Annotated in this window: 14 protein-coding genes; 3 read left to right on the top strand and 11 right to left on the bottom strand. The window is 74.7% G+C overall.

Translation table 11 applies throughout. From position 1 onward, the window contains the following. Positions 1-116: 116 nt before the first annotated feature. Positions 117-5,078, top strand: a complete 4,962-nt coding sequence (locus ACWDXC_RS02500; RefSeq protein WP_449977224.1) for a hypothetical protein — start codon at positions 117-119, stop codon at positions 5,076-5,078. Here ACWDXC_RS02500 and ACWDXC_RS02505 read toward each other — a convergent pair whose 3' ends face one another. Genes ACWDXC_RS02505 through ACWDXC_RS02525 form a run of 5 tightly spaced genes read right to left on the bottom strand, consistent with a single transcriptional unit; the run spans position 5,079 to position 11,259 of the window. Beyond that, positions 5,079-6,659, bottom strand: a complete 1,581-nt coding sequence (locus tag ACWDXC_RS02505; protein WP_449977227.1) for an acyl-CoA synthetase — start codon at positions 6,657-6,659, stop codon at positions 5,079-5,081. It lies immediately after the preceding gene. Then, the gene (locus ACWDXC_RS02510; RefSeq protein WP_449978156.1) at positions 6,659-7,807 is read right to left on the bottom strand and encodes a thiolase domain-containing protein; all 1,149 of its coding nucleotides are present in this window, start codon (positions 7,805-7,807) and stop codon (positions 6,659-6,661) included. The genes ACWDXC_RS02505 and ACWDXC_RS02510 overlap by 1 nt, the downstream gene beginning before the upstream one ends. Beyond that, positions 7,807-8,826 (bottom strand): lipid-transfer protein, encoded by a 1,020-nt coding sequence (locus tag ACWDXC_RS02515; RefSeq protein WP_449977229.1) that lies wholly within the window; start codon positions 8,824-8,826, stop codon positions 7,807-7,809. The genes ACWDXC_RS02510 and ACWDXC_RS02515 overlap by 1 nt, the downstream gene beginning before the upstream one ends. Beyond that, positions 8,823-9,725 carry a Zn-ribbon domain-containing OB-fold protein gene (locus ACWDXC_RS02520; protein WP_449977232.1) on the bottom strand — a complete coding sequence of 301 codons (903 nt, stop codon included), beginning with the start codon at positions 9,723-9,725 and terminating at the stop codon, positions 8,823-8,825. The genes ACWDXC_RS02515 and ACWDXC_RS02520 overlap by 4 nt, the downstream gene beginning before the upstream one ends. Beyond that, on the bottom strand, positions 9,715-11,259 hold the full coding sequence (locus tag ACWDXC_RS02525; protein WP_449977235.1) for an acyl-CoA synthetase: 1,545 nt from the start codon (positions 11,257-11,259) through the stop codon (positions 9,715-9,717). The genes ACWDXC_RS02520 and ACWDXC_RS02525 overlap by 11 nt, the downstream gene beginning before the upstream one ends. A 108-nt stretch (positions 11,260-11,367) precedes the next feature. Here ACWDXC_RS02525 and ACWDXC_RS02530 point away from each other — a divergent pair, with 108 nt between their 5' ends. Beyond that, positions 11,368-12,177, top strand: a complete 810-nt coding sequence (locus tag ACWDXC_RS02530) for a crotonase/enoyl-CoA hydratase family protein (RefSeq protein ID WP_449977238.1) — start codon at positions 11,368-11,370, stop codon at positions 12,175-12,177. A gap of 8 nt (positions 12,178-12,185) precedes the next feature. Here ACWDXC_RS02530 and ACWDXC_RS02535 read toward each other — a convergent pair whose 3' ends face one another. From ACWDXC_RS02535 to ACWDXC_RS02555, 5 genes are all read right to left on the bottom strand, one after another. Continuing rightward, positions 12,186-13,292, bottom strand: a complete 1,107-nt coding sequence (locus ACWDXC_RS02535; protein WP_449977240.1) for an NAD(P)H-dependent flavin oxidoreductase — start codon at positions 13,290-13,292, stop codon at positions 12,186-12,188. An 82-nt stretch (positions 13,293-13,374) separates the two neighbouring features. Next, positions 13,375-14,148, bottom strand: coding sequence for an SDR family NAD(P)-dependent oxidoreductase (locus ACWDXC_RS02540; RefSeq protein ID WP_449977243.1), 774 nt, complete (start codon positions 14,146-14,148; stop codon positions 13,375-13,377). Beyond that, positions 14,145-15,452: an FAD-binding protein gene (locus tag ACWDXC_RS02545; protein ID WP_449977246.1), complete on the bottom strand. Its 1,308-nt coding sequence runs from the start codon at positions 15,450-15,452 to the stop codon at positions 14,145-14,147. The genes ACWDXC_RS02540 and ACWDXC_RS02545 overlap by 4 nt, the downstream gene beginning before the upstream one ends. Further along, entirely contained in the window at positions 15,449-16,336 is an 888-nt protein-coding gene (locus tag ACWDXC_RS02550) for a decaprenyl-phosphate phosphoribosyltransferase (protein WP_449977249.1), read from the bottom strand. The genes ACWDXC_RS02545 and ACWDXC_RS02550 overlap by 4 nt, the downstream gene beginning before the upstream one ends. Further along, positions 16,333-17,241, bottom strand: coding sequence for a DUF3068 domain-containing protein (locus ACWDXC_RS02555; RefSeq protein WP_219511290.1), 909 nt, complete (start codon positions 17,239-17,241; stop codon positions 16,333-16,335). The genes ACWDXC_RS02550 and ACWDXC_RS02555 overlap by 4 nt, the downstream gene beginning before the upstream one ends. Before the next feature lie 158 nt (positions 17,242-17,399). Here ACWDXC_RS02555 and ACWDXC_RS02560 point away from each other — a divergent pair, with 158 nt between their 5' ends. After that, positions 17,400-18,605 carry an acyltransferase family protein gene (locus ACWDXC_RS02560; RefSeq protein WP_449977253.1) on the top strand — a complete coding sequence of 402 codons (1,206 nt, stop codon included), beginning with the start codon at positions 17,400-17,402 and terminating at the stop codon, positions 18,603-18,605. Here ACWDXC_RS02560 and ACWDXC_RS02565 read toward each other — a convergent pair. Continuing rightward, entirely contained in the window at positions 18,551-20,368 is a 1,818-nt protein-coding gene (locus tag ACWDXC_RS02565; RefSeq protein ID WP_449977255.1) for a hypothetical protein, read from the bottom strand. The two genes, ACWDXC_RS02560 and ACWDXC_RS02565, sit on opposite strands and share 55 nt — an antisense overlap. Positions 20,369-20,380: the final 12 nt, after the last annotated feature.

A 20,380-nucleotide genomic window follows, 5' to 3' on the forward strand; every position in this document is an offset into this window, starting at 1 on the left:
CACCCGCCATCGGCGAACCCCATGTCACCCCGCCACCGCCTTCGCAGCGGCCGGAAAGGGTGACACCCTCGTCATGGACGACACTTCGGACGGCATGTAGCGAAGAGGCGGGCCCCATGCACAGGCCACCCCACAGCCTCGGGCTCCAGCGGGTCGTCGAGGTCTACTCCGGTCACGACGACCTCGTCGGCGCGACCGGATCCGGGTACGTGATCGGCCCCGACCTCGTGCTGACCTCGGCGCGCGACCCCGAGTCCCCCTTCCAGGTGCGCTCCTCGCGCTGGCCCTGGTGGGCCGAGGCCGAGCAGGTGTGGCGCGGGCGCGGCAGCACCGACGCCGCCCTCCTCCGCGTCCCCGACGCGCCCTGGCGGAACGTGCCAGGCATCGACCACGTCCGCTGGGCCGCCACCCGGCAGGCCGGCCTGCCCTGCGTCGTGCACGGCTACGCCCTCGCCCACAGCCGCGACGACCACCCGCGCGCCCACCCCAACGGCGACCACCCCACCCACCCGAACGGCCGCCGCCCCCTGATCACGGCAACCGGCTGCCTCGACGGCATCCCCGGCTGGGGCCTGCCCTCCGCCACCGTGACCGGCTGGACCGTGCCCGCTGCCGTGCCCCCCGCCGTGCCCGCCGCCGAGGCGCCCGGCGGCGTGGACGTGGCGCTGCCGGACTGGCTCGGGCTGTCGGGAGCCGCGCTCGTCGGCGCCCACGGCCGGCAGGTGCTCGGCGTCGTGCGCGCCGGCCGCTCCGGGCACGCCCACCGCCGGCTGGACGTCGTGCCCGTCGCCGCGCTGCTCGCCGACGCCGGGTTCCGCGAGCTGGCAGGCGTACGACCCGAGCAGGTCGAGGAGCTGACCGGCGAGCCCGGCCTCCTCCTGCCCGACCTGCTGCTGCCCGCCCTCGACGAGCTGCCGCCCGGCTCCCCCGACTGGGCGCTGCTCGCCCCGCGCCACGCCGTCGTCCCGTTCCTCGGCCGTACCCACGAGCTGGCCACGCTGCGCAGCTGGGCCGCGAGCCCCGACCGCCTCTCCATCGCGGTCCTGACCGGCGCGGGCGGCACCGGCAAGACCCGCCTGGCCGCCGAGCTCTGCGACGAGCTCGGCTCCATCGGCTGGGACACCGGCTTCCTCCGCTTCCCTTCCCTGTCCGGCCCGGCCGTCCCGCTGGACGCCCTGGGCCCGACGCTCCTGGTCGTCGACCTCCCGGAGCCGTCGGCCGCCCTGCCCGGCGAGCTGATCCGGCGGCTGGCCGCCCACCCGCACAACCCTCGCGTACGCGTCCTCCTCGTGGCACGGGCCCACGCCGGGCCCGACTGGTGGCAGCGCTTCGACGCGGCGGCCGGCGGGCTGCTCAAGCACCTCACCCGCACCGCCATCCACCTCGACGCCCGGCCGCTCAGCCCGGTCGAACGCACCGCCCACGCCACCGCCGCCACCCACGCCTTCACCCTGCACTCCGCCCAGGTGAGCGCCCCGCCCGCGCCCCGGCAGGACGAGCGCGCCCCGGGCCGGTTCTTCGTCGTGGGCGACGAGCGGCCCGCCCACCGGCACCCGCAGGCGCGCGAGGACGAGCCGGACCGGCCGCTCCAGGTGCACGTCGCCGCGCTGATGCGCGTACGGGGACTGGCCCCCGAGCCCGGCGGCGACCCGATCGCGCGGCTCCTCGAACACGAGCAGGCCAGGCACGGCGACCCGGCCTGGCGTCAGGCCGCGGCGGTCGTCACGCTGACCGCACCGGCCCCCGGCGAGCGGCGGGCGCTGCTGTCCGTGGTGCCGGGCGCGGCGGGGTTCGACGACGACGGGCCCGCCTCGGCGGTCGTGGCCGAACGGCTGCTCGGCGGCGTCGACGGGCTCACCGACCTGGTGCTCGCCCTGCACGACCACCCGGCGCGCACGGCCGGGCACCTGGCGCGGATGCTCGCGGTGCTGCGGGCGGCGTGCGGCGACGCGCGGGTCCGGGAGGCGCTGCTGGCTCTGCTGGCCGGCCGGCTCGACCGGATGGCGGGCGAGGCGGCCACCGACCCCGGGGAGCAGCTCGGCGACCTGCTGGACGCGGCCGTGCGGGCGTTGCGCGACGAGCCCGCGCTGGCCCGGGCGGCGATGGCGGTGCCGCCGGGCCCGCCCGGGCACCTCGGGCTCCGGGCGCTGGAGGCCACGCTGGCGGAGTTGCGCGCCGAGTCGCTGCGCGCCGGCGGCGACCCCGCCGAGCTGGCCGCCGCCCTGTCGGACCTGTCCGTCCGGCTCGCGGCCCTGGGCAGGCTCCCGGAGGCGACGGCCGCCGCGGCGGAGGCCGTCGAGACCTTCGCCACCACATCCCCGGACACCCACCCGGCCGCCCAGGCCCTCTTCAACCACGCCGCCTGCCTCCTCCTCACTGCCCCGCCCGAGGAGACGCCGTCACGCGAGCCCGCACCACACGGACGAGCACGAGAGACGGCCACCGGCCACCCACCGGCCGCACCCCGGGAGAGAGCGCCGCACGAGCGAGCGCCCGAGGCAACGAACCCGCCGCCCCCGGAGGCCGCAGCGCGGGAAGCGGTGGGCACGCCGAACCCGGTGGATGTGGCGCGGGAGGCGGCGGGACGGTTCCGGCGGCTGGCCGAGGTGGAGGCCGGGTATGCCGGGCAGGCCGCCGGGGCGCAGTACAACCTGGCGTGTGCGCTGCTCGGGCAGGGACGGCTCGGGGAGGCGGTGGCGGCGTTCGCGGCTGCGGGCGGGGACGTGGAGCTGGCCGGGGCCGTCGGGGACGTGCTGCTCGCAGGCACCGGCGCGGGCCGGGCCGGGGACATGACGGGCGGGCCGGCGCCGCTGGGGCCCGGGATGGCGCTGGACGAGGGCAGGCTGAGGGAGCTCGGGACGGCGCTGGCGGTCGCCGCCACGCGGGCCCTGCCGGAGACGGCGGACGAGGGTGTGTGGCGGGCGTTGCGGCGGGTGGCCGGGCGGCTGGGGAAGGCGGACGGGGCCGTGGTCCCGGCGGCCGAGGCGGTGGCGAGGCTGCGCGGGGCGGTCGTGCGGGAGCCGGGCCTGGGCGCGGAGCTGGCGTCGGCGGCCGGGGAGCTGGCCGGGCTGTACGCGGACCGGGGCCGCTACGGCGAGGCGGCCGCGAGCGCGGCCGAGGCCGTGGCGTGCCTGCGGGCGCTGGTGGTGACGGAGCCGGACGGGCATCGGCCCGAGCTCGTACGGCGACTGCTCGACCTGGGCGAGTGCCTGCTGGGTGACGGGCGGGCGGAGGAGGCGCTGGAGCCGTTGCGCGAGGCGGCGACCGGCGGCAGCCTGTCGGCGAGGGGGGCGCGGCTGCTCGGCATGTGCCTGCTGGAGCTGGGCCGGAACGTCGACGGCACGGCGTACCTGGAGCGGGCCGCGGAGCTGTACCGGGAGCGGGGCGAGCGGCGGGTGGACGTGCTCGCCGCCGTGGAGCGGGGCCGGGAGGCGGAGGCGGCGCCGCCTCCGCCGGCGCTGATCAACCTGGTGCCGAGCGTGCGCCCCGAGGAGGACGTGACCAAGGCTGAGCGGGAGCTGGCCGACCACCGGCGCGGCGACGGCGACGTGCGCGAGCATGTCGCGGTGCAGGCCAGGCTCGCCTGGACGTGGGCGGCGACGGGCCGCCCGGCGGACGGCGTGGTGCTGGCGGAGCAGGCCGCCGAGCTGCTCGACCGGTACGTCCCTGCGGAAGCGCGTACGGGACTGGCCGGGGACGTGGCGGCGGCGCTGGGCCGGTCGCTGGTGGCGCTGGGCCGGGACGAGGAGGCGGTGCCGCACCTGACGGCGGCGGTGGCGGCGTGCGGGCCGGAGGTGCGGCTGGAGCTGGTGGAGCGCCTGGTGCTGGCGGCCACGGCGCTGTCCAGGACGCGCCGCGACGCGGAGGCGGAGGCCGCCGCGGACCGGCTGGTCGAGCTGCTGCGCGCCCAGGTGGAGCAGCCGTCGCGGGAGTCGAGGCAGTGGGGCGTGCCCGCCGGGGTGGGGGTGGCGGCGCTGGCCGGGGCGTTGCGGTTGCGCGGCGGGATCCGGCTGGCCAGGGGCGATCTGGAGGGGGCGCTGGAGGCGGCCGGTGCGGCGCTGGCGGTGCTCCCGCCGGTGGGCCGTGAGGTGCTGGCCGGTACGTGCCTGCAGCTCAGCGGCCTGTGCCGGAGCCTGCTCGGCGACGGTGAGCGGGCGGCGGTGGAGCTGGTGCGTGGGACGACGCTGCTGTCGGGGCTGTTCGACGAGCAGGTCCCGGTGGCTCCCGAGGTCGCGGCGACGCACCGGCTGGCGTTGCTGCGGCTGGGCGGGCGGTACGTGGACCAGGGCGAGCCGGCCGAGGCGGCGGCGTTCTACGGGCGGGCGCTGGAGGGTCCGGCGGGCGGCCTGGAGGTGCTGGGCGAGCTGGCCGATTATCTCGGGGTGGCGTTCGAGGCCGCCTCGCGCGGCGGCCCCGGGGAGCGGGCGCGGCTGGCGGAGGCGATGGCCGAGCTGCTGCCGCCGTTGACGGACCACGCCGCCGCGCTGGAGCGTGACGTCCCGGTGCGGGCGGGCGCGGAGGCGTACGAGCTGCTGGGGCGCTGCCTGGAGACGTACGCGGCGGTGGCGGAGGTCGTCGGCGATCCGGAGACGGCGGCGGACGGGGCTGAGCTGGCGGTGCGGGTGCTGGAGTGCCTGGCCGCGTGCGATCCGGCCCGTTACGGCGCGGAGCTGGGCGCGGCGCTGGGGCGGCTGGGCGGGCTGCTGCACGAGCTGGGCCGGCCGGATCTGACGGTGCTGGCGCGGGCGGCGGACGTGCCGGGCGGCGGCCGGGCGACGGCGCTGTACGGGATCACGCTGCTGGAGGCGGGCCGGACGGCGGAGGCGGTGGCGCTGCTGGAGCGGGCGGCCGATCTGTGCGACGAGCCGGACGACCCGGTGACGTCGGCGCTGACGTACGCGTATCTGGCGGCGGGGCTGGTGGCGCTCGACCGGCCGAGGGCGGCGCTGGACGCGGCGGGCTGGTCCCTGGCGGAGCAGGAGCGGGTGCCCCCGGAGCAGGCGGACCGCGTGGCGCCGCTGCGTGCCATGGCCGCCGGGGTGCGCGAGACGGTGCTGCGCGCTACCGGTGCCCAGTGATCACCCGCCGGTGAGCACCTGCTTGGCCCACCGGTAGTCGGCCTTGCCGGCCGGGGAGCGGATCATCTCGGCGACGAACGCCCACGCGCGCGGCACCTTGTAGCCGGCCAGCAGCCGCCGGCAGTGGGCGTCGAGCTCGGCCTCGGTGACGTGCAGGCCGGGCCGGGGCTCGATCACGGCGGCGACCCTGCTGCCCCACCGCTCGTCGGGCACGCCGGTGACGACGGCGTCGAAGACGGCGGGATGCCCCTTGAGCACGGCCTCCACCTCCTCGGGGAAGACCTTCTCGCCCCCGGTGTTGACGCACTGCGACCCGCGCCCGAACACGTTGACGGTGCCGTCGGGCTCGACGCTGGCCAGGTCGCCGGTCAGCAGCCAGCGGGTGCCCGCGGAGTCGGTGACGAAGGTGCGGGCGGTCTTGCCCGGGTCGTTGTAGTAGCCGAACGCGATCCGCCCGGCCTTGGCCACGGTGCCGAGCTCGCCGGAGCCGGGCGTGACGGGGCGCAGCTTGTCGTCGAGCACGGCCAGCCCGGCGGTGGCGTTCGGCCGGTAGCGCAGCCCGGTCTCGGGCGAGGAGCCGGCGACGCCGGAGGCGGTGTAGCCGGACTCGGTGGAGCCGAAGTTGTCGAGGATGATCACGTTGGGCAGCAGTTCCTGGAGCCGGTCGCGCACCGCCCCGCTGAGGATGGCGCCGGTGGAGCTGACGACGCACAGCGAGGACACGTCGTACGAGCCGGCCTCCAGGGCTTCGGCGAGCGGCCTGGCCATGGCGTCGCCGGTGATGTTGAGGGTGAAGACGCGCTCGCGTTCGACGGTCCGCCACACTTCGGCGGCGTGGAACTTGCGCACGTACACCATGGTGGAGCCCATCCACCAGGTGATGAACGTGGCCATCTGGGCGGCGCCGTGCATGAGGGGCGGCGCCGCCATCATGATCATCGGGGCGGTCCTGGTGGCCTCCTCCACCACCTCGCGGGGCGTGGCGCGCGGCTCGCCGTACGGGTTGCCGCCGCCGAAGGCCATGAACAGGTCCTCGACGTGCCACATGGCGCCCTTGGGCAGGCCGGTGGTGCCGCCGGTGTAGATGATGTACACGTCCTGCCCGGAGCGCGGCCCGAACCCGCGCTCGGGCCGGCCGGCGCGTAAGGCCTCCTCGTACGGGACCGCGTGCGGGACGGCCGACGACCCGCCGACGGCGATCAGGTGCTCCAGCCGGGGCGCGTCGCCGGCGACGGCGGCCACCCGGGCGTCGAACTCCACGTCGTAGAGCAGCGCCCGGATGTCGGAGTCGCGGTAGAGGTAGAGCAGCTCGGCCTCGACGTAGCGGTAGTTGACGTTGACGGGCACCGCCCGGATCTTGAGGGCGGCCAGCAGCCCGGCGACGTACTCGACGCCGTTGCACAGGTGGATGCCGACGTGCTCGCCGGGCCGGACGCCGAGGTCCTTCAGGTGGTGGGCGAGCCGGTTGGCCTCGGCGTCTAGTTCGGCGTAGGTGCGGCGTTCGGCGCCGCAGACCACGGCGACCCGGTCCCCGATCGCGTCCGCGAGCCCTTCGTACAGGTCAGCGTGGTTGAACTCCATCAGGGCTTCTCCCGTCCGACGATCCACATCGCGAAGAACTGGGCTCCTCCGCCGTAGGCGTGGCCGAGCGCCAGCCGCGCGCCGTCCACCTGGTGCTCCCCCGCCGCGCCGCGCACCTGGAGCGCCGCCTCGGCGAACCTGATCAGCCCGGACGCGCCGATCGGATTGCTGGACAGGACGCCGCCCGAGGGGTTCCACGGGGTGTCGCCGTCGAGCGCGGTGGCGCCCGACTCGGTCAGCTTCCAGCCCTCGCCCTCGGCGGCGAATCCCAGGTTCTCCAGCCACATCGGCTCGTACCAGGAGAAGGGCACGTACACCTCGGCGACGTCGATCTGCCGCCGGGGGTCGGTGACGCCGGCCTGCCGGTAGACGTCGGCGGCGCAGTCCTTGCCCGCCTGCGGGCTGACGGTGTCGCGCCCGGCGCGGAAGATCGGCTCGGAGCGCATGGCGCCGCCGTGCACCCAGGCGGGGTTGCCGGTGGCGGCGCGCTCGGACGACAGCACGAGCGCGCAGGCGCCGTCGCTGGACGGGCAGGTCTCCAGGTAGCGGATCGGCTCCCACAGCATGGGGGTGGACTCGACCATCGCCCGGTCGATGCCGGGGATCTTCAGGTGCGCGTACGGGTTGCGCAGCGCGTTGAGCCGGTCCTTGACGGCCACGAGCGTGCCGATGTGGCCGGGGGCTCCGGTGCGGCGCAGGTACTCGCGGATGTGCGGGGCGAAGTAGCCGCCCGCGCCGACGACGAGGGAGGAGCTGAACGGCAGGTGCGTGGACAGCGCCCAGGTGGCGTTGGACTCGGACTGCTTCTCGTAGGCGACGACGAGCACCCGCTCGTGCACGCCGCCCTGGACGAGCCCGGCGCCGACGAGGGCGGTGGAGCCGCCGACGCTGCCGGCGGTGTGCACGCGCATCATCGGCTTGCCGGCGGCGCCGAGCGCGTCGGCCAGGTACGCCTCGGGCATCATGACGCCCTCGAACAGGTCGGGGGCCTTGCCGATGACGACCGCGTCGATGTCCTTGAACGTCAGTCCGGCGTCCTCGAGCGCGCGCAGCGCGGCCTCGCGCACCAGCCCGGCCATGGACACGTCCCGGCGCTTGGTCGTGTAGTGCGTCTGCCCGACGCCGATCACCGCGCAGCGCTGCGCCATCATGCCTCCAGGACGGTGACGAGGTTGTGCTGCAGGCAGGGCCCGCCGGCGGCGTGGCCGACGACGCGCCGGGCGGTGCCGTCGTGGACGCGGCGGGCGGCCTCGCCGATGCGGATCAGGCCGGTGGCCATGACGGGGTTGGCGGCGAGCGGGCCGCCCGACGGGTTGATCACCGTGTCGTCCGGCAGTTCCAGGGCGCGGCGCAGGATGGGCTCCTCGTGCGCGAACTGCGCGTGCAGCTCGGCCACCTCGACGGGCCCCTTGCCGACCCCGGCGGCCCGCGCGGCGTCGGCGGCGGACGCGGACCTGGCCAGGTCGCGCAGGCCGAGGTAGTGCGGCTCGATGCGGTGCGCGATGCCGGTCACGTACGCGGGCCGCTCGCACAGCTCGGCGGCCAGGTCGCCGGCGGCGAGCACGACCGCGGCCGCGCCGTCGGTCACGGGCGCCACGTCGCAGGCCAGCACCGGCCCTGCGACGGGCTCGGCGGCCAGTTCGTCGGGCAGGTCGAGCGCGTACGGGTTGCGCCGCCCGTCGGCCCGGCTGCGCCGGACGATCGCGTCCAGCTCCGCGCGCGGCACGCCCGCCGCCGACGCCTGCAGCCCCGCGTAGGACACCTGGTCGAGCCCGAGCGGCGCCAGGTAGTACGGGTCGAGCTGCAGGGTCATGAGCGTGCGCGGATCGCCGGGCGTGGACTTGCCGAAGCCGTACACCAGCGCGCTGTCCACGTCCCCGTGCTGGAGCCGCACCCACGCCTCGTACAGCGCCCAGGCGCCGTCCATCTCGACGTGGCTCTCGGAGATGGGCGGCCAGGCGCCGAGCGCGTCGAGCGCCGAGACGAACGAGAACGGCGCGCCCGCCAGGTAGTCGCAGCTCCCGGAGCAGGTGAAGCCGAACCGGCTGAGCCCGGTGGCCGCCTTGACCGCGTCGATCACGGGCAGGATCAGCTCCGGCTCGGCCAGGCCGGTGTCGTGGTCGGTGTGCTCGGTCTGGGCGAAGGCGACGATCGCCACCCTTCTCATGACAGCTCCACATCCGGCTCGCCGGTGGGGGCGAACCACCGCACGCCGGCCATCGACGGCGTCCGCTCGTCCTCGGGGACCCATACGGCGCGCACCCGCATGCCGTGGCGCACCTCGTGCGCGGGCACCCCGCCGACGAGCGCGATCATCGGCACGTCCGCGCCGTCGAGCAGGATGTACGCGGACACGAACGGCACCTCGGGGGCGCGCGGGTCGGGCAGGTTGTTGATCGCGAAGGTGGTGACGGTGCCGGTGCCGGGCAGCTCGGTCCGCTCGGCGATCCGCAGGCCGCACTCCGGGCACGACAGCCGGTACGGGACGTACACCTTGCCGCAGCCGCCGCATCGCCCGCCGACGAACACGCCGCGCCCGATGCCCTCCAGGAAGACGCCGAGCGCCCCGCCCGCCCTGAGCGTGTACGCGCTCCGCACCGGTGAGACGATCTTCGTCACCTCCGGGGCGAAGCAGGAGAGGTCGGTGATGTGGCCGGTGCGTTCGCCGCGCCACACCGGCCACACCCGGGTCCCGGCGGTGACGGCCTTGGGGTTGCCCGCGTCCACGGCGTGCACGAGCGCCGTGTCGGCCCCGTCCAGCTTGATCAGCGCCCAGGCGAACGGCCGGTCCAGCGGGTGGCCGTCCAGCGGCTCGGGCACCCAGGCGCAGGCGGTGACGGTCCCGGCGGGCCCGACCTCGACGTACTCGCCGGTGACCGGTTCGCCGGTCGCGGGGTCGTACTCCAGCGGCGGCACCAGCACCCGGCCCTCGGCGGTGCGCACGCCGACGAGCCGCCCGGCGCGCAGCTCGGTCAGGAACCGGCCGATCACCGGCCCGGTGGTGCGCGTGTAGCCGCCGGGGAACTCCAGCACGTGCTCGGCCGTCAGCGGCTCGTCAGATGGCACGCTCGTGTCCCTCCCAGTAGGGCGCCCGGAGCTTGCGTTTGAGCAGCTTGCCGTTGGGCTCGCGGGGCATCTCGGCGATGAAGTCGACGGTCCTGGGCCACTTCATCCGCGACAGCCGGCCCTCCAGCGAGGCCAGGATCTCCCGGGCCAGCTCGGGCCCGGGCTCGGCGCCGGGGGCGGGCTCGACGACGGCCTTGATCTGCTCGCCCCACTCCTCGTCCGGGATGCCGAAGACGGCCACGTCGGCGACCTTGGGGTGGACGATGATCTCGTTCTCGATCTCGGCGGGGTAGATGTTGGTCCCGCCCGAGATGATCATGTCGGCCTTGCGGTCGCACAGGAACAGGAAACCGTCCTCGTCCAGGTAGCCGATGTCGCCGACGGTGAAGTAGTCCTTGAGCCGGTTCGCCTCGGTCTTGGCCGGGTCGCCCTTGTACTCGAAGGAGGCGCCCATCATCTTCATGTAGATGGTCCCGGGGGTGCCGGTGGGCACCGGGTCGCCCGCGTCGTCGACGACGAGCAGTTCGCTGATCGGCCAGGCCCGGCCGACGGTGCCGGGGTGCGCCTTCCAGTCGGCGGGGGTGGCCAGGGTGCCGCCGCCCTCGGTGGCCGCGTAGTACTCGTAGACGCAGTCGCCCCACCAGTCCAGCATCGCCCGCTTGACCGGCACCGGGCAGGGCGCGGCGGCGTGGATCATCCACTTCAGCGACGACAGGTCGTAGCGGCCCCGGGTCTCCTCGGGCAGCGACAGCAGGCGTTTGAAGTGCGTGGGGACCATGTGCGAGTTCGTCACCCGGTGGCGCTCGCAGAGCCTCAGCATCTCCTCGGCGTCCCACCGGTCCATGTGGACGAGGGTGTGGCCCATGTGCAGGGCGGTGCCGCCGAACTGGGTGACGGCCGTGTGATAGCCGGGCGAGGTGACCAGGTGGGCGTTGGGGCGGCCGGGCGTGATGCCGAACAGGCCGGGCAGGAACGTCATCAGCTCGGCCGCGTCGTCGGGGTCGAGGCCGCTGAGCGGGCGGCGCACGCCCTTGGGCCAGCCGGTGGTGCCGGAAGTGTAGTGCATGGTGGCGCCGGCCGTCCGGTCGCCGGGCAGGGTGTCCGGCCTGCCGTCGGTCAGGTCGCTCAGCGGGCGGAAGCCGGGGAGCTCCGGGACGCCGAAGCACCTGCCGGGGTCGACGGCCTCGGCGGCGCGGGCGGCCTCGGCCGCGTAGCGCGGGTGCGCGAAGAACGCGCTGGCCTCGCTGTCGGCCAGGATGTAGGCGATCTCCGGGCCGGTCAGGTGCCAGTTGATCGGCGTGTAGTACCAGCCCGCCTGTAACGCGGCCAGGTAGAGCACCAGGCCGTCGGCCCCGTTGGGCACCAGCCCGCAGAAGCCGTCGCCGGGCCGCAGCCCGAGCTCGCGCAGGCCGTGCACCAGCCGGTTCGCCCTGGCCAGCAGGTCACCGGCGCGATGTTCCGTGCCGTCGGGGTCCACGGCGGCGACCCAGCCGGGGTCCGCCTGCGCCAGTCTCCAGAAACCGAGCGTGCCCATCGGAACTCCTCACCCGGGCGCAGACAAACGAGAACCTGTTCTCGTTTCTTTCCGGGAGCGTAACCCGCCGCTAATGTGGGAGCAAGCGCTTGATTTCAGGAGGTGTCCGTGGAATCGCTGCCGATCAGCACCCCCCACTGCCGCGTCGAACGGGACGGCCACGTGGTCGTCGTCACCATGGACCGCCCCGAGGCCCGCAACGCGCTGTCGTCGGACATGCTGATCGGCCTGGCGAGCGCGTGGGCGTACGTGTCGGCCGAGCCGTCCGTCCGCGTCGCCGTCCTGACCGGCGCGCAGGGCACGTTCTGCGCGGGCGCCGACCTCAAGGCCATGGGCCGGCCGCCGCAGGACCCCGAGGTCCAGGCGCGCGGCGCGAAGATCGCCGACTACCACTGGAAGGGCCTGCTGCGCGCCGACCTGCCCACCAAGCCGATCATCAGCGCCGTCGAGGGCCACGCCGTGGCCGGGGGCACCGAGCTGCTGGTCGGCACCGACCTGCGCGTCGTCGCCGAGTCGGCCACGCTCGGCCTGTTCGAGGCCAGGCGCGCGCTGTTCCCGATGGGCGGCAGCGCGATCCGGCTGCCCCGGCAGATCCCGTACTGTCACGCCATGGACCTCCTGCTGACCGGGCGGGCGGTCACCGCCGCCGAGGCCCTGTCGATGGGGCTGGTCAACCGCGTCGTCCCCGACGGGCAGGCGCTGCCCGAGGCGCTGAAGCTGGCTGCCGACGTCGCCGCCGGCGGCCCGCTGGCCGTCCAGGCCATCCTGCGCGCCTACCGCGACACGCTCGGACTGCCGGAGCCCGAGGCGCTCAAGGTCTCCGACGAGCTCGGCTGGCCGGTCATCGGCTCCGAGGACGCCAAGGAGGGCACGCTCGCCTTCCGCGAGAAGCGCCCGCCCGTCTACCGGGGCCGCTGACGCGCCGCTCAGTCGCGGGTGATGCGCTCCAGCCGCTCCAGGGCGTCGGCGTACTCCTCGACGAGGGAGAAGACGACGTCCTTGGTGGAGCGGACCTGGTTGGTGATGCCGATGATCTGGCCCGCCGGGAACGTGGCCAGCTCGACGGCGTCGGAGCGGCCGATGCGCCGCAGCGCGTCCGACACCAGCATGAACTGCAGCGGCATCGGCAGCGTGCCCGGCGACCCGGCCGACTCCCAGGCGTCGGTCCACTCGTTCCTGAGCAGGCGGGCGGGCTTGCCCGTCCAGCTCCGGGAGCGGACCGTGTCGCGGGAGGTGGCCTCCAGGATGCGCCGCTTGGCCATCTCCGGCGTGTCGGCCTCCTCGACCGTGAGCCAGAGCGAGCCGGTCCACACGCCTTCCGCGCCGAGCGCCAGCCCGGCGGCCATCTGGCGGCCGTTGCCGATCCCGCCCGCCGCCAGCACCGGCACGTCGACCGCGTCGACCACCTGCGGGATGAGGACCATGGTGGAGATCTCGCCGGTGTGGCCGCCGGCCTCGGTGCCCTGCGCGACGACCACGTCCACGCCGACCTCGACCTGCTTGAGCGCGTGGCGGGGCGTGGAGGCCAGGGCGGCGACCTTGACGCCGTGCGCGTGGGCCAGCTCGACGATGTCGGCGGGCGGCGGGCCGAGCGCGTTGGCCAGCAGCGCGATCGGGTGCCGCAGCGCGACCTCGACCTGCGGGCGGGCGGTGGCGTCTGTCCAGCCGAGCAGCACCCGGCCGGCGTCGGCGTCCTCGCCGAGCGGCGGCACGCCGTGGGCGGCCAGCAGGCCGTCGACGAACTCCCGGTGCCCCTGCGGGATCATCCCCTGGAGGCGGCCGACGAGCTCCTCGGGCGCGAAGTCGGCGCCCTCGTAGGAGGCGGGCATGACCACGTCGACGCCGTACGGCTTGCCGTCCACGTGGTCGTCGATCCACTTGAGCTCCTGTTCGAGCTCTTCCGGGGTGAAGTAGAGCGCGCCGAGCACGCCCATCCCTCCGGCGCGGCTGACGGCCGCCACCACGTCCCGGCAGTGGCTGAAAGCGAAGATCGGGAGGTCGATTCCGAACATGTCCGTGACCCGGGTCCGCATGGCTCGACGATAAGCCGCGACCCCGCCAACTGCAACGTGTTCTATTCTGCGGCTAGGCCCCGCCGGTTCTGTGGAACGGGTTCTAACGCGGCATCCGGCGCCAGAGCGCGCGGGGCAGCAGCCGCATCAGGCCGAACGCCGGCCCGAGCGCCGGAGGCACCCACACGCTCGCCCGGCCCTCACGCAGCGCCCGCACCGTGGCCAGCGCCACCTGCCGGGGCGTCGACGACAGCGGCGCCGGCGTCAGCCCCTCGGTCATCCGCCCGATCACGAACCCCGGCCGCACGATCAGCACCCGGGCCCCGGTGCCGTGCAGCGCGTCGCCGAGCCCCTGCGCGAACCCGTCGAGCCCGGCCTTGGCCGACCCGTACACGAAGTTGGCCCGGCGCACCCGCGCCCCCGCCACCGACGACAGCACCACGAGCGTGCCGTGGCCCTGGCGGCGCAGCACCCGGGCCGCGTGCAGGCCCGCCGACACGTGCGCGCCGTAGTTGACGGCCACGTCGGTCATGGCCGCCTCCGGGTCGGCGTCGTAGGCGTCCTGGCTGCCCAGCACGCCGAACGCGGAGATCACCACGTCGAGGTCGCCGACCAGCTCCACCGCCTTGTCGAAGACCTCGCCGTGGGAGGCCGCGTCGAGCGCGTCGAAGGGCAGCACGTGCACCTCGGGCGGCGCCGCCCCGGCGGGCCGCTCGACGTTCGGCGTCACGGCGGGCGGCGGGCCGCCGGGCTCGCGCATCGCCAGCACGATCCGGCTCGCGCCCAGCCCCACCAGCAGCCGGACGATCTCCAGCCCGATCTCGCTGCGTCCGCCGAGCAGCAGCACGGTGTCGACCGCGCCCAGAGCGTTCTTCACAGGCCGAGCCTCCTGGCCAGGTCGGAGCGGAACAGCCCGGCGGGGTCGGCCTCGTCCCTGATCCGCCGCCACCGGTCCAGCCCGGGATACATGCGGGCCATCATGTCAGCTCGCAGCCGCGAGTCCTTGGCCAGGTAGACGCGCCCGCCCGCCTCGGCGACCCGCTCGTCGAAGCCGCGCAGCAGCCGGCCCAGCCCGCGCTGCCCGGCCGGGATGTCGAGGGCCAGCGTCCAGCCCGGCATCGGGAACGACAGCAGCCCGCTCGACCCGGCCCCGAACCGCTTGAGCACGGTCAGGAACGACACGGTCCCGGTCGACGACAGCCGCCCGACGATCTCCCGCAGCGTCTTCTCGGCTCCGAACGGCACCACGAACTGGTATTGGACGAAGCCCCGCGGGCCGTAGACGCGGTTCCAGCCCTCGACGGCGTCGAGCGGGTGGAAGAACGGCGCGATCCCCTGCACGACGCTCGCCCGCCGGGGCGCCCGGCGATACCACGCCTCGTTGAAGGCCCGCACGCTCACGCCGTTGAGCAGCCCGCCGGGTGCCCGGCGCGGGGCGCGCAGCAGGGTGCGGGGCGCGAAGTCGCGGGCGCCCCGCTCGGCGTGGTCGCCGCTGGTCAGCACGCCGCGCCCCATCCGGCGCCCGCGCGCCAGCAGGTCGATCCAGGCGACCGTGTAGCGGTGGCGGTCGTCGTCGTCGGCCATGGCGGCCAGCGTCTCGTCCAGGTCTCCGGTGCGCCGCACGTCCACCCGCATGAGGGAGCTCGCCACGGGCACGCAGCCGAACGTCGCCTCGCACACCACGCCGGTCAGCCCCATGCCGCCCACGGTGGCGTGGAACAGCGGCTCGTCGGGGGTGAGCGTGCGCACCGCGCCGTCGGCCGTGACCAGCGTGAGCGAGCGCAGGTGGGCGCCGAAGGAGGAGTCGCGGTGGTGGTTCTTGCCGTGCACGTCGGCCGCGACGGCGCCGCCGACGGTGACGTGGCGGGTGCCGGGGCTGACGGGCACGAACCAGCCGCGCGGCACCAGGGCCGTCATGAGCTCGTGCAGGCTCACCCCGGCCGAGGCGGTCACCAGCCCGGTCGCCTCGTCGAAGCTCCAGCCGCCCAGCCCGGTGCAGTCGAGGACCAGGCCGCCGGAGTTCTGGGCGGCGTCGCCGTACGCCCTGCCGAGGCCGCGGGCCACGAGGCCGCGGCCGGGGGCGGCGGCGACCAGCGCGGCCACCTCGGCGGCGTCGCGCGGCCTGACCACGGTCGCCGGGGAGGGCGACGTGCGGCCCCACCCGGTCAGGAACGTCGTCATGTGTAGATCCCCAGCCCCGCCAGCGCGATCAGCAGCGCGGCGAAGATCCTGATCTGCGGGTCGCGCACGGCAAGCTCCTCGGGCTCTTCTCCGATCCCCCGGTCCACCAGGAGATTGTGCCGCAGGACGAGCAGCACGAAGGGCACGATGCTGAGCCCGTAGAACAGGTTCGCGTGCGCGTTGAGCGCCCACAGGCAGTAGGTCACGATCATCGCGCCCGAGCACATGACGCGCACCTGGGACAGGTAGGCCGGCGTGTAGGCGGCCAGCGTGGCGCGGGTGCCGCTCACGCCCTGGGCGCGCAGCTCGGTCTCCCGCTTGCCCGCGACGAGCTGCAGCGCGGCCAGCGACACCACGACGAGGAACCAGCCGGTCACCGGCACGTCCACGGCGACGGCCCCGGCGTAGGCGCGGACCACGTGGCAGCCGGCGACCGCGATCAGGTCCACGACCTCGACGTGCTTGAGCCACAGCGTGTACGCGAGCGTCAGGGCCAGGTAGCCGGCCACGACGGCGGCCGGACGCCAGTCGCCGGTGAGCGCGGCGACGCCCGGGGCGAGCGCCATGAGCGCCACGCCGGTCCAGCGCGCCACCGGCACCGGGACCACGCCGGAGGCGACCGCCCGCTTGCTCTTGCGCGGGTGCAGCCGGTCGGCGGCCACGTCGGCGGCGTCGTTGAGCAGGTAGGACCCGCTGGCGGCCAGGCAGAACGCGGCGAACACGAGCATCGCCGCCAGCAGGCTGCGCGGCTCGCCGATCACCCCGGCGGCCATGGGCGCGGCCAGCACCAGCACGTTCTTCAGCCACTGGCGCGGCCGGGCCGCCCTGATCAGCCCGAGGACGGGCGCGGCGACCGGCCGCGCCGCCACCCCGTCCTGGCTCATGCGCGCTTGCGGCTCACCGCGAAGATCCCCACGGCCAGCAGCACGACGCCGACGATCGCCAGCACGAGCGGGATCGTGGTCCTGATCAGCGTGATCTGGCTCTTGCTGTCGGCGGCGCTGTCGACGAGCTTCTTGACCGTCTCGTCCGTCATCTTGGCGTGGGCGACGAACGCCTTGGACCGCTCGACGCCGTCCTGGCTGCGCAGCACCTCGTTGCGCTGCTGCTCCTGCTTGACGGGCGCGCCGGTGACCGGCTCGATCCAGTAGGTGTTGACGCCGGAGTAGACGCGGTCGAGCTGGACGTCACCCGACTCGCCCATGCCGAACCAGGCGGCGGGGGCGGTCCTGGTCTCCGTCTTGGTCTCCGGGACCGTCTGCTCGAACTTGTACACGGTCAGGCCGTTGACCTGCTCCTCGGCGACGAACTTGGCCTCGAACGCCTTGCCGGCCGTGGAGTTGAAGACCTGGTAGCTCTTCTTCTCCACGTCGAAGGGGAACTTGTAGATCTGACCCTGGAGCTGGACGGGCTCCTTGTCGATGCTGACGCCGCAGCAGTTGAGGCCGACGCCGGAGCGCTTGTCGAAGGCGCTGCGCCGCTCGGTGTAGTCGATCGGCTTGCTGTGGGTGACGTCGTTGACGTAGGTGAACTCGTCCCAGACGACCGTGTCGCCCTCGGCTCCCTTGACGTCGCCCCGGGTGGTGACGGTGATGTCGAGGTCGGCGGTCAGCACCTTGCCGTCGGCGGCGCTGAAGTACTGTGCGCCCGTGGCCCGGAGGTTGCTGATCCCATACTGGTCGGCCTTGGCGGCGATCAGCGCCGAGGCCACCTGGAAGTGCGTCAGGGGGGACAGCACGACGAGAAAGGCACCGATGGCGATCAGAACGCTTCCAACGACCCGGTTCATGGAACCTCCATGGGACAGGTGCACGGATGCCGGTTTTGGGCGATTACGTACTGAAAACGAGTTCTACTTGCCGGTATGTTATTGCCGCCAGTGAGCGACGTCACCAGGGATGCGGAAACGTGACCGAAACAGGTTCTACATCGGCGGGCAGACCCGTGGTGTCCGGCCGCCAGCCCGCGCTCGACGGCATCCGCGCCGTCGCCGCCCTCGCGGTCCTGCTCTTCCACGTCTCCATGGAGGCGGGCACGGCGCTCCAGCCCGGCTTCCTCGGCGGGCTGCTGTCGCGCGGCGAGATCGGCGTGCCGATCTTCTTCACGCTCTCCGGCCTGCTGCTCTACCGGCCGTGGGCGGCCGCCCTGCTGACCGGCGACCCCGAGCCCGCCGCCGGCCGCTACCTGTGGCGGCGCTTCTTCCGGATCGTCCCCGCCTACTGGCTGGTCGTCGCCGTCGCGCTGCTGCTGTGGGGCGGCGCGCACCGCGGCGACGTGTGGACGTGGGCGAAGATGCTGTTCCTGGTGCACATCTACGACCTCGACCCGTGGTGGTTCGGCCTCGGGCCCAAGGGACTCGGCCAGATGTGGAGCCTCGCGGTCGAGGCGGCCTTCTACCTCACGCTGCCGCTCATGGCCGCCGCCCTGCGCGCCTTCGCGCTGCGGGCCGGGCCCGGCGTCGCCGCCCGCGCCAAGCGCCTGCTGATCGGCCTGGCCGTCTTCGGCGCGCTCTCGTACGTGTACACGATCTTCGAGTACTTCCCCGAGTACCGGCCGTGGATGAACGTGTGGCTGCCGCGCTCGTGGACGTTCTTCGTGCCCGGCATGGCCCTGGCGGTGCTGACCGTCTGGGCCAGGGCCGAGGACGGCCCGGCACGGCGGCTGGGCGCGGCCCTGGCGGCCTCGTGGGGCACGCTGTGGGTCATCGCCGGCCTGGCGTACGCCATCGCGGCCACGCCGCTCACCGGGCCGCGCTTCGTCGGCCTGGGCGGCATCTGGACCGCGTTCTCCGAGCAGCTCCTCTACACGGTCATCGCCTTCTGCCTGGTGGCGCCCGCCGCGCTGGAGCCCGAGGGGGTCACGCGGGTGCGGCGGGTGATCGGCGGGCGGGTGATGAGCCGGCTGGGCGAGATCTCCTACGGCGTGTTCCTGTGGCAGTTCGTGGTGACCTATCTCTGGTACGACTTCACCGGGCAGCAGCCGTGGAGCGGCAACCTGCTGGTCAACCTGGTCGCGATCGGCGCCATCACGGTCGGGCTGTCGGCGCTCACCTACCGCTGGGTCGAGGAGCCGGCCAGGGCGCTGATCCGGTTCGTGCCTCACAGGGCGGGCCCCGGCTCGCCGAACGCGACCGCCCTGAGACAGAAGCCCTGAGCCCCGGCGCCCGCCACGGTGACGCGCAGCCCGGCGCCCGCGCCGTCGTGCGGGACGTAGAACAGGCCGCCGTCGGCGGGCGTGGCGGGCAGGCTCGCCGCCCGTTCCGTGCCGCCCAGGTCGGCCACCACCCGCACCGGCACGTCGCTGACGTAGGCCAGCGCGACGACCATGCCGGGCCCGCCCATCGACTCGACGGGGAACACCGCGCCCGCCGGATAGCACTCGGCCCCGGCCACCTCGTCGAAGAACGGCACCACCCGGCCCACCGGCACCAGCTTCCCGGCGTCGTCGAACACGTACGGCCTGGCCGACGGGCGCGGGTCGCGCATCCGCCGCCGCGTCTCCGGGTCGGCCAGCGGGCCCAGCACGTTCGAGGTGAGCCGCCGGGAGCCGTTCCACGGCAGCACGATGTGCGGCGGCACCGGCCGGTCGTACACGTCGAGGTCCGGGGCCTCGGCCAGCGACTGCCGGGCGGCGTCCAGGTAGGTCCTGACGCGGTCGCCGGTGAGGGTGTCGGCGTAGGCGTTGGTGGAGACCAGCGCCGTGACCACGAAGGCGGCCGTGAGCGCGCCCGCCGCGGCGGGCAGGCCGCCGGGCGTCCGCCGCCGCACGGCGTCCTCCTCGCCGGCGACCGGCAGCGCGGCCAGGGCCAGGCAGAGGGCGAACAGCACGGCGGCGTCGGCGACGTAGCGCGTCTCGGCCCCCACCATGTCCCACAGCGTGGCGCGGGCGATCACCGTGGGGACCGCGTCGGCCACCACGACGTAGGCGGCCAGGATCGCCCACGCCCGCCAGGCCCGCCGCCGGTACACGCAGGTGAGCGCCACCAGCAGCGCGATCAGCGCCCACGCGGCCACCACCGTGACCGTCTCCGGGTCCGCGAGGCCCCCGGTGGCGGTGACGCCGCTCCAGCGCAGCGGCCCGCCCACGGCTCCTGTCGGGAACGTCTCGCCCAGCAGCCGGCGCACCACCCCCGGCACCAGCTCGGCCTTCGGCCCGGTCAGCGCGTCGGGCCCGGCGCTGTCGCGGCGCAGCAGGTAGAGCACCGCGTACCCGGCCAGCAGCGCCCCCTGCGCCCACCAGCCCGGCCGGCGCAGCTCCGCCACGATCGAGCGGGCCCACAGCCCCCTGCCGAGGAAGGCGCTGGACACGCCGAGGATCACGAAGGGGATGAACACCCCCTTGGTGGAGAAGGCCATGCCGGCGGCCGTCCAGATCAGCGCGTGCCACCTGCCCTGCCCGGTCCTGGCGTACCGGACGTGCGCGGCCAGCGCGCCCGCCAGCGCGAGCTGGAGCGGGACCGCGTTGAGCGCCGCCGACCACCAGCTCATCGCGGGCACGGTCAGCGGCGCGAACGCGTACACGGCCAGCGGCGCGAGCACCCAGGGCCGGTCGCCGAACAGCCGCCGCAGCAGCACCAGGAACATGACCGACGCCGCCGCCTGGAGCGCGATCGTCACGAACGAGACCAGCGCCCAGCTGTAGGGCGCGACCGCCGAGAGCACCCACACCAGCGCGAGCGCGCCCGGCATGAAGTGCCCCTTGTGCACCCGGGTCAGATAGTCCCAGGTCAGGCCGCTGTCACTGGCCGCGGCGACGAACAGGAAGTCGTCCTCGACGAAGTACGCCCGGCCCAGCACGCTCGCCCTGAAGGCCAGCGAGATCGCGATGAGCAGCAGACCGGCGCCGACGACCGGGCCGGTGCCGAGGGAGGGCAGGGTGATCTGGAAGCCGGCGGGGCGTTCGTCCTGGACCGTCAACGCGTTCCCTCC

The organism is Nonomuraea sp. NPDC003214, assembly GCF_053590035.1.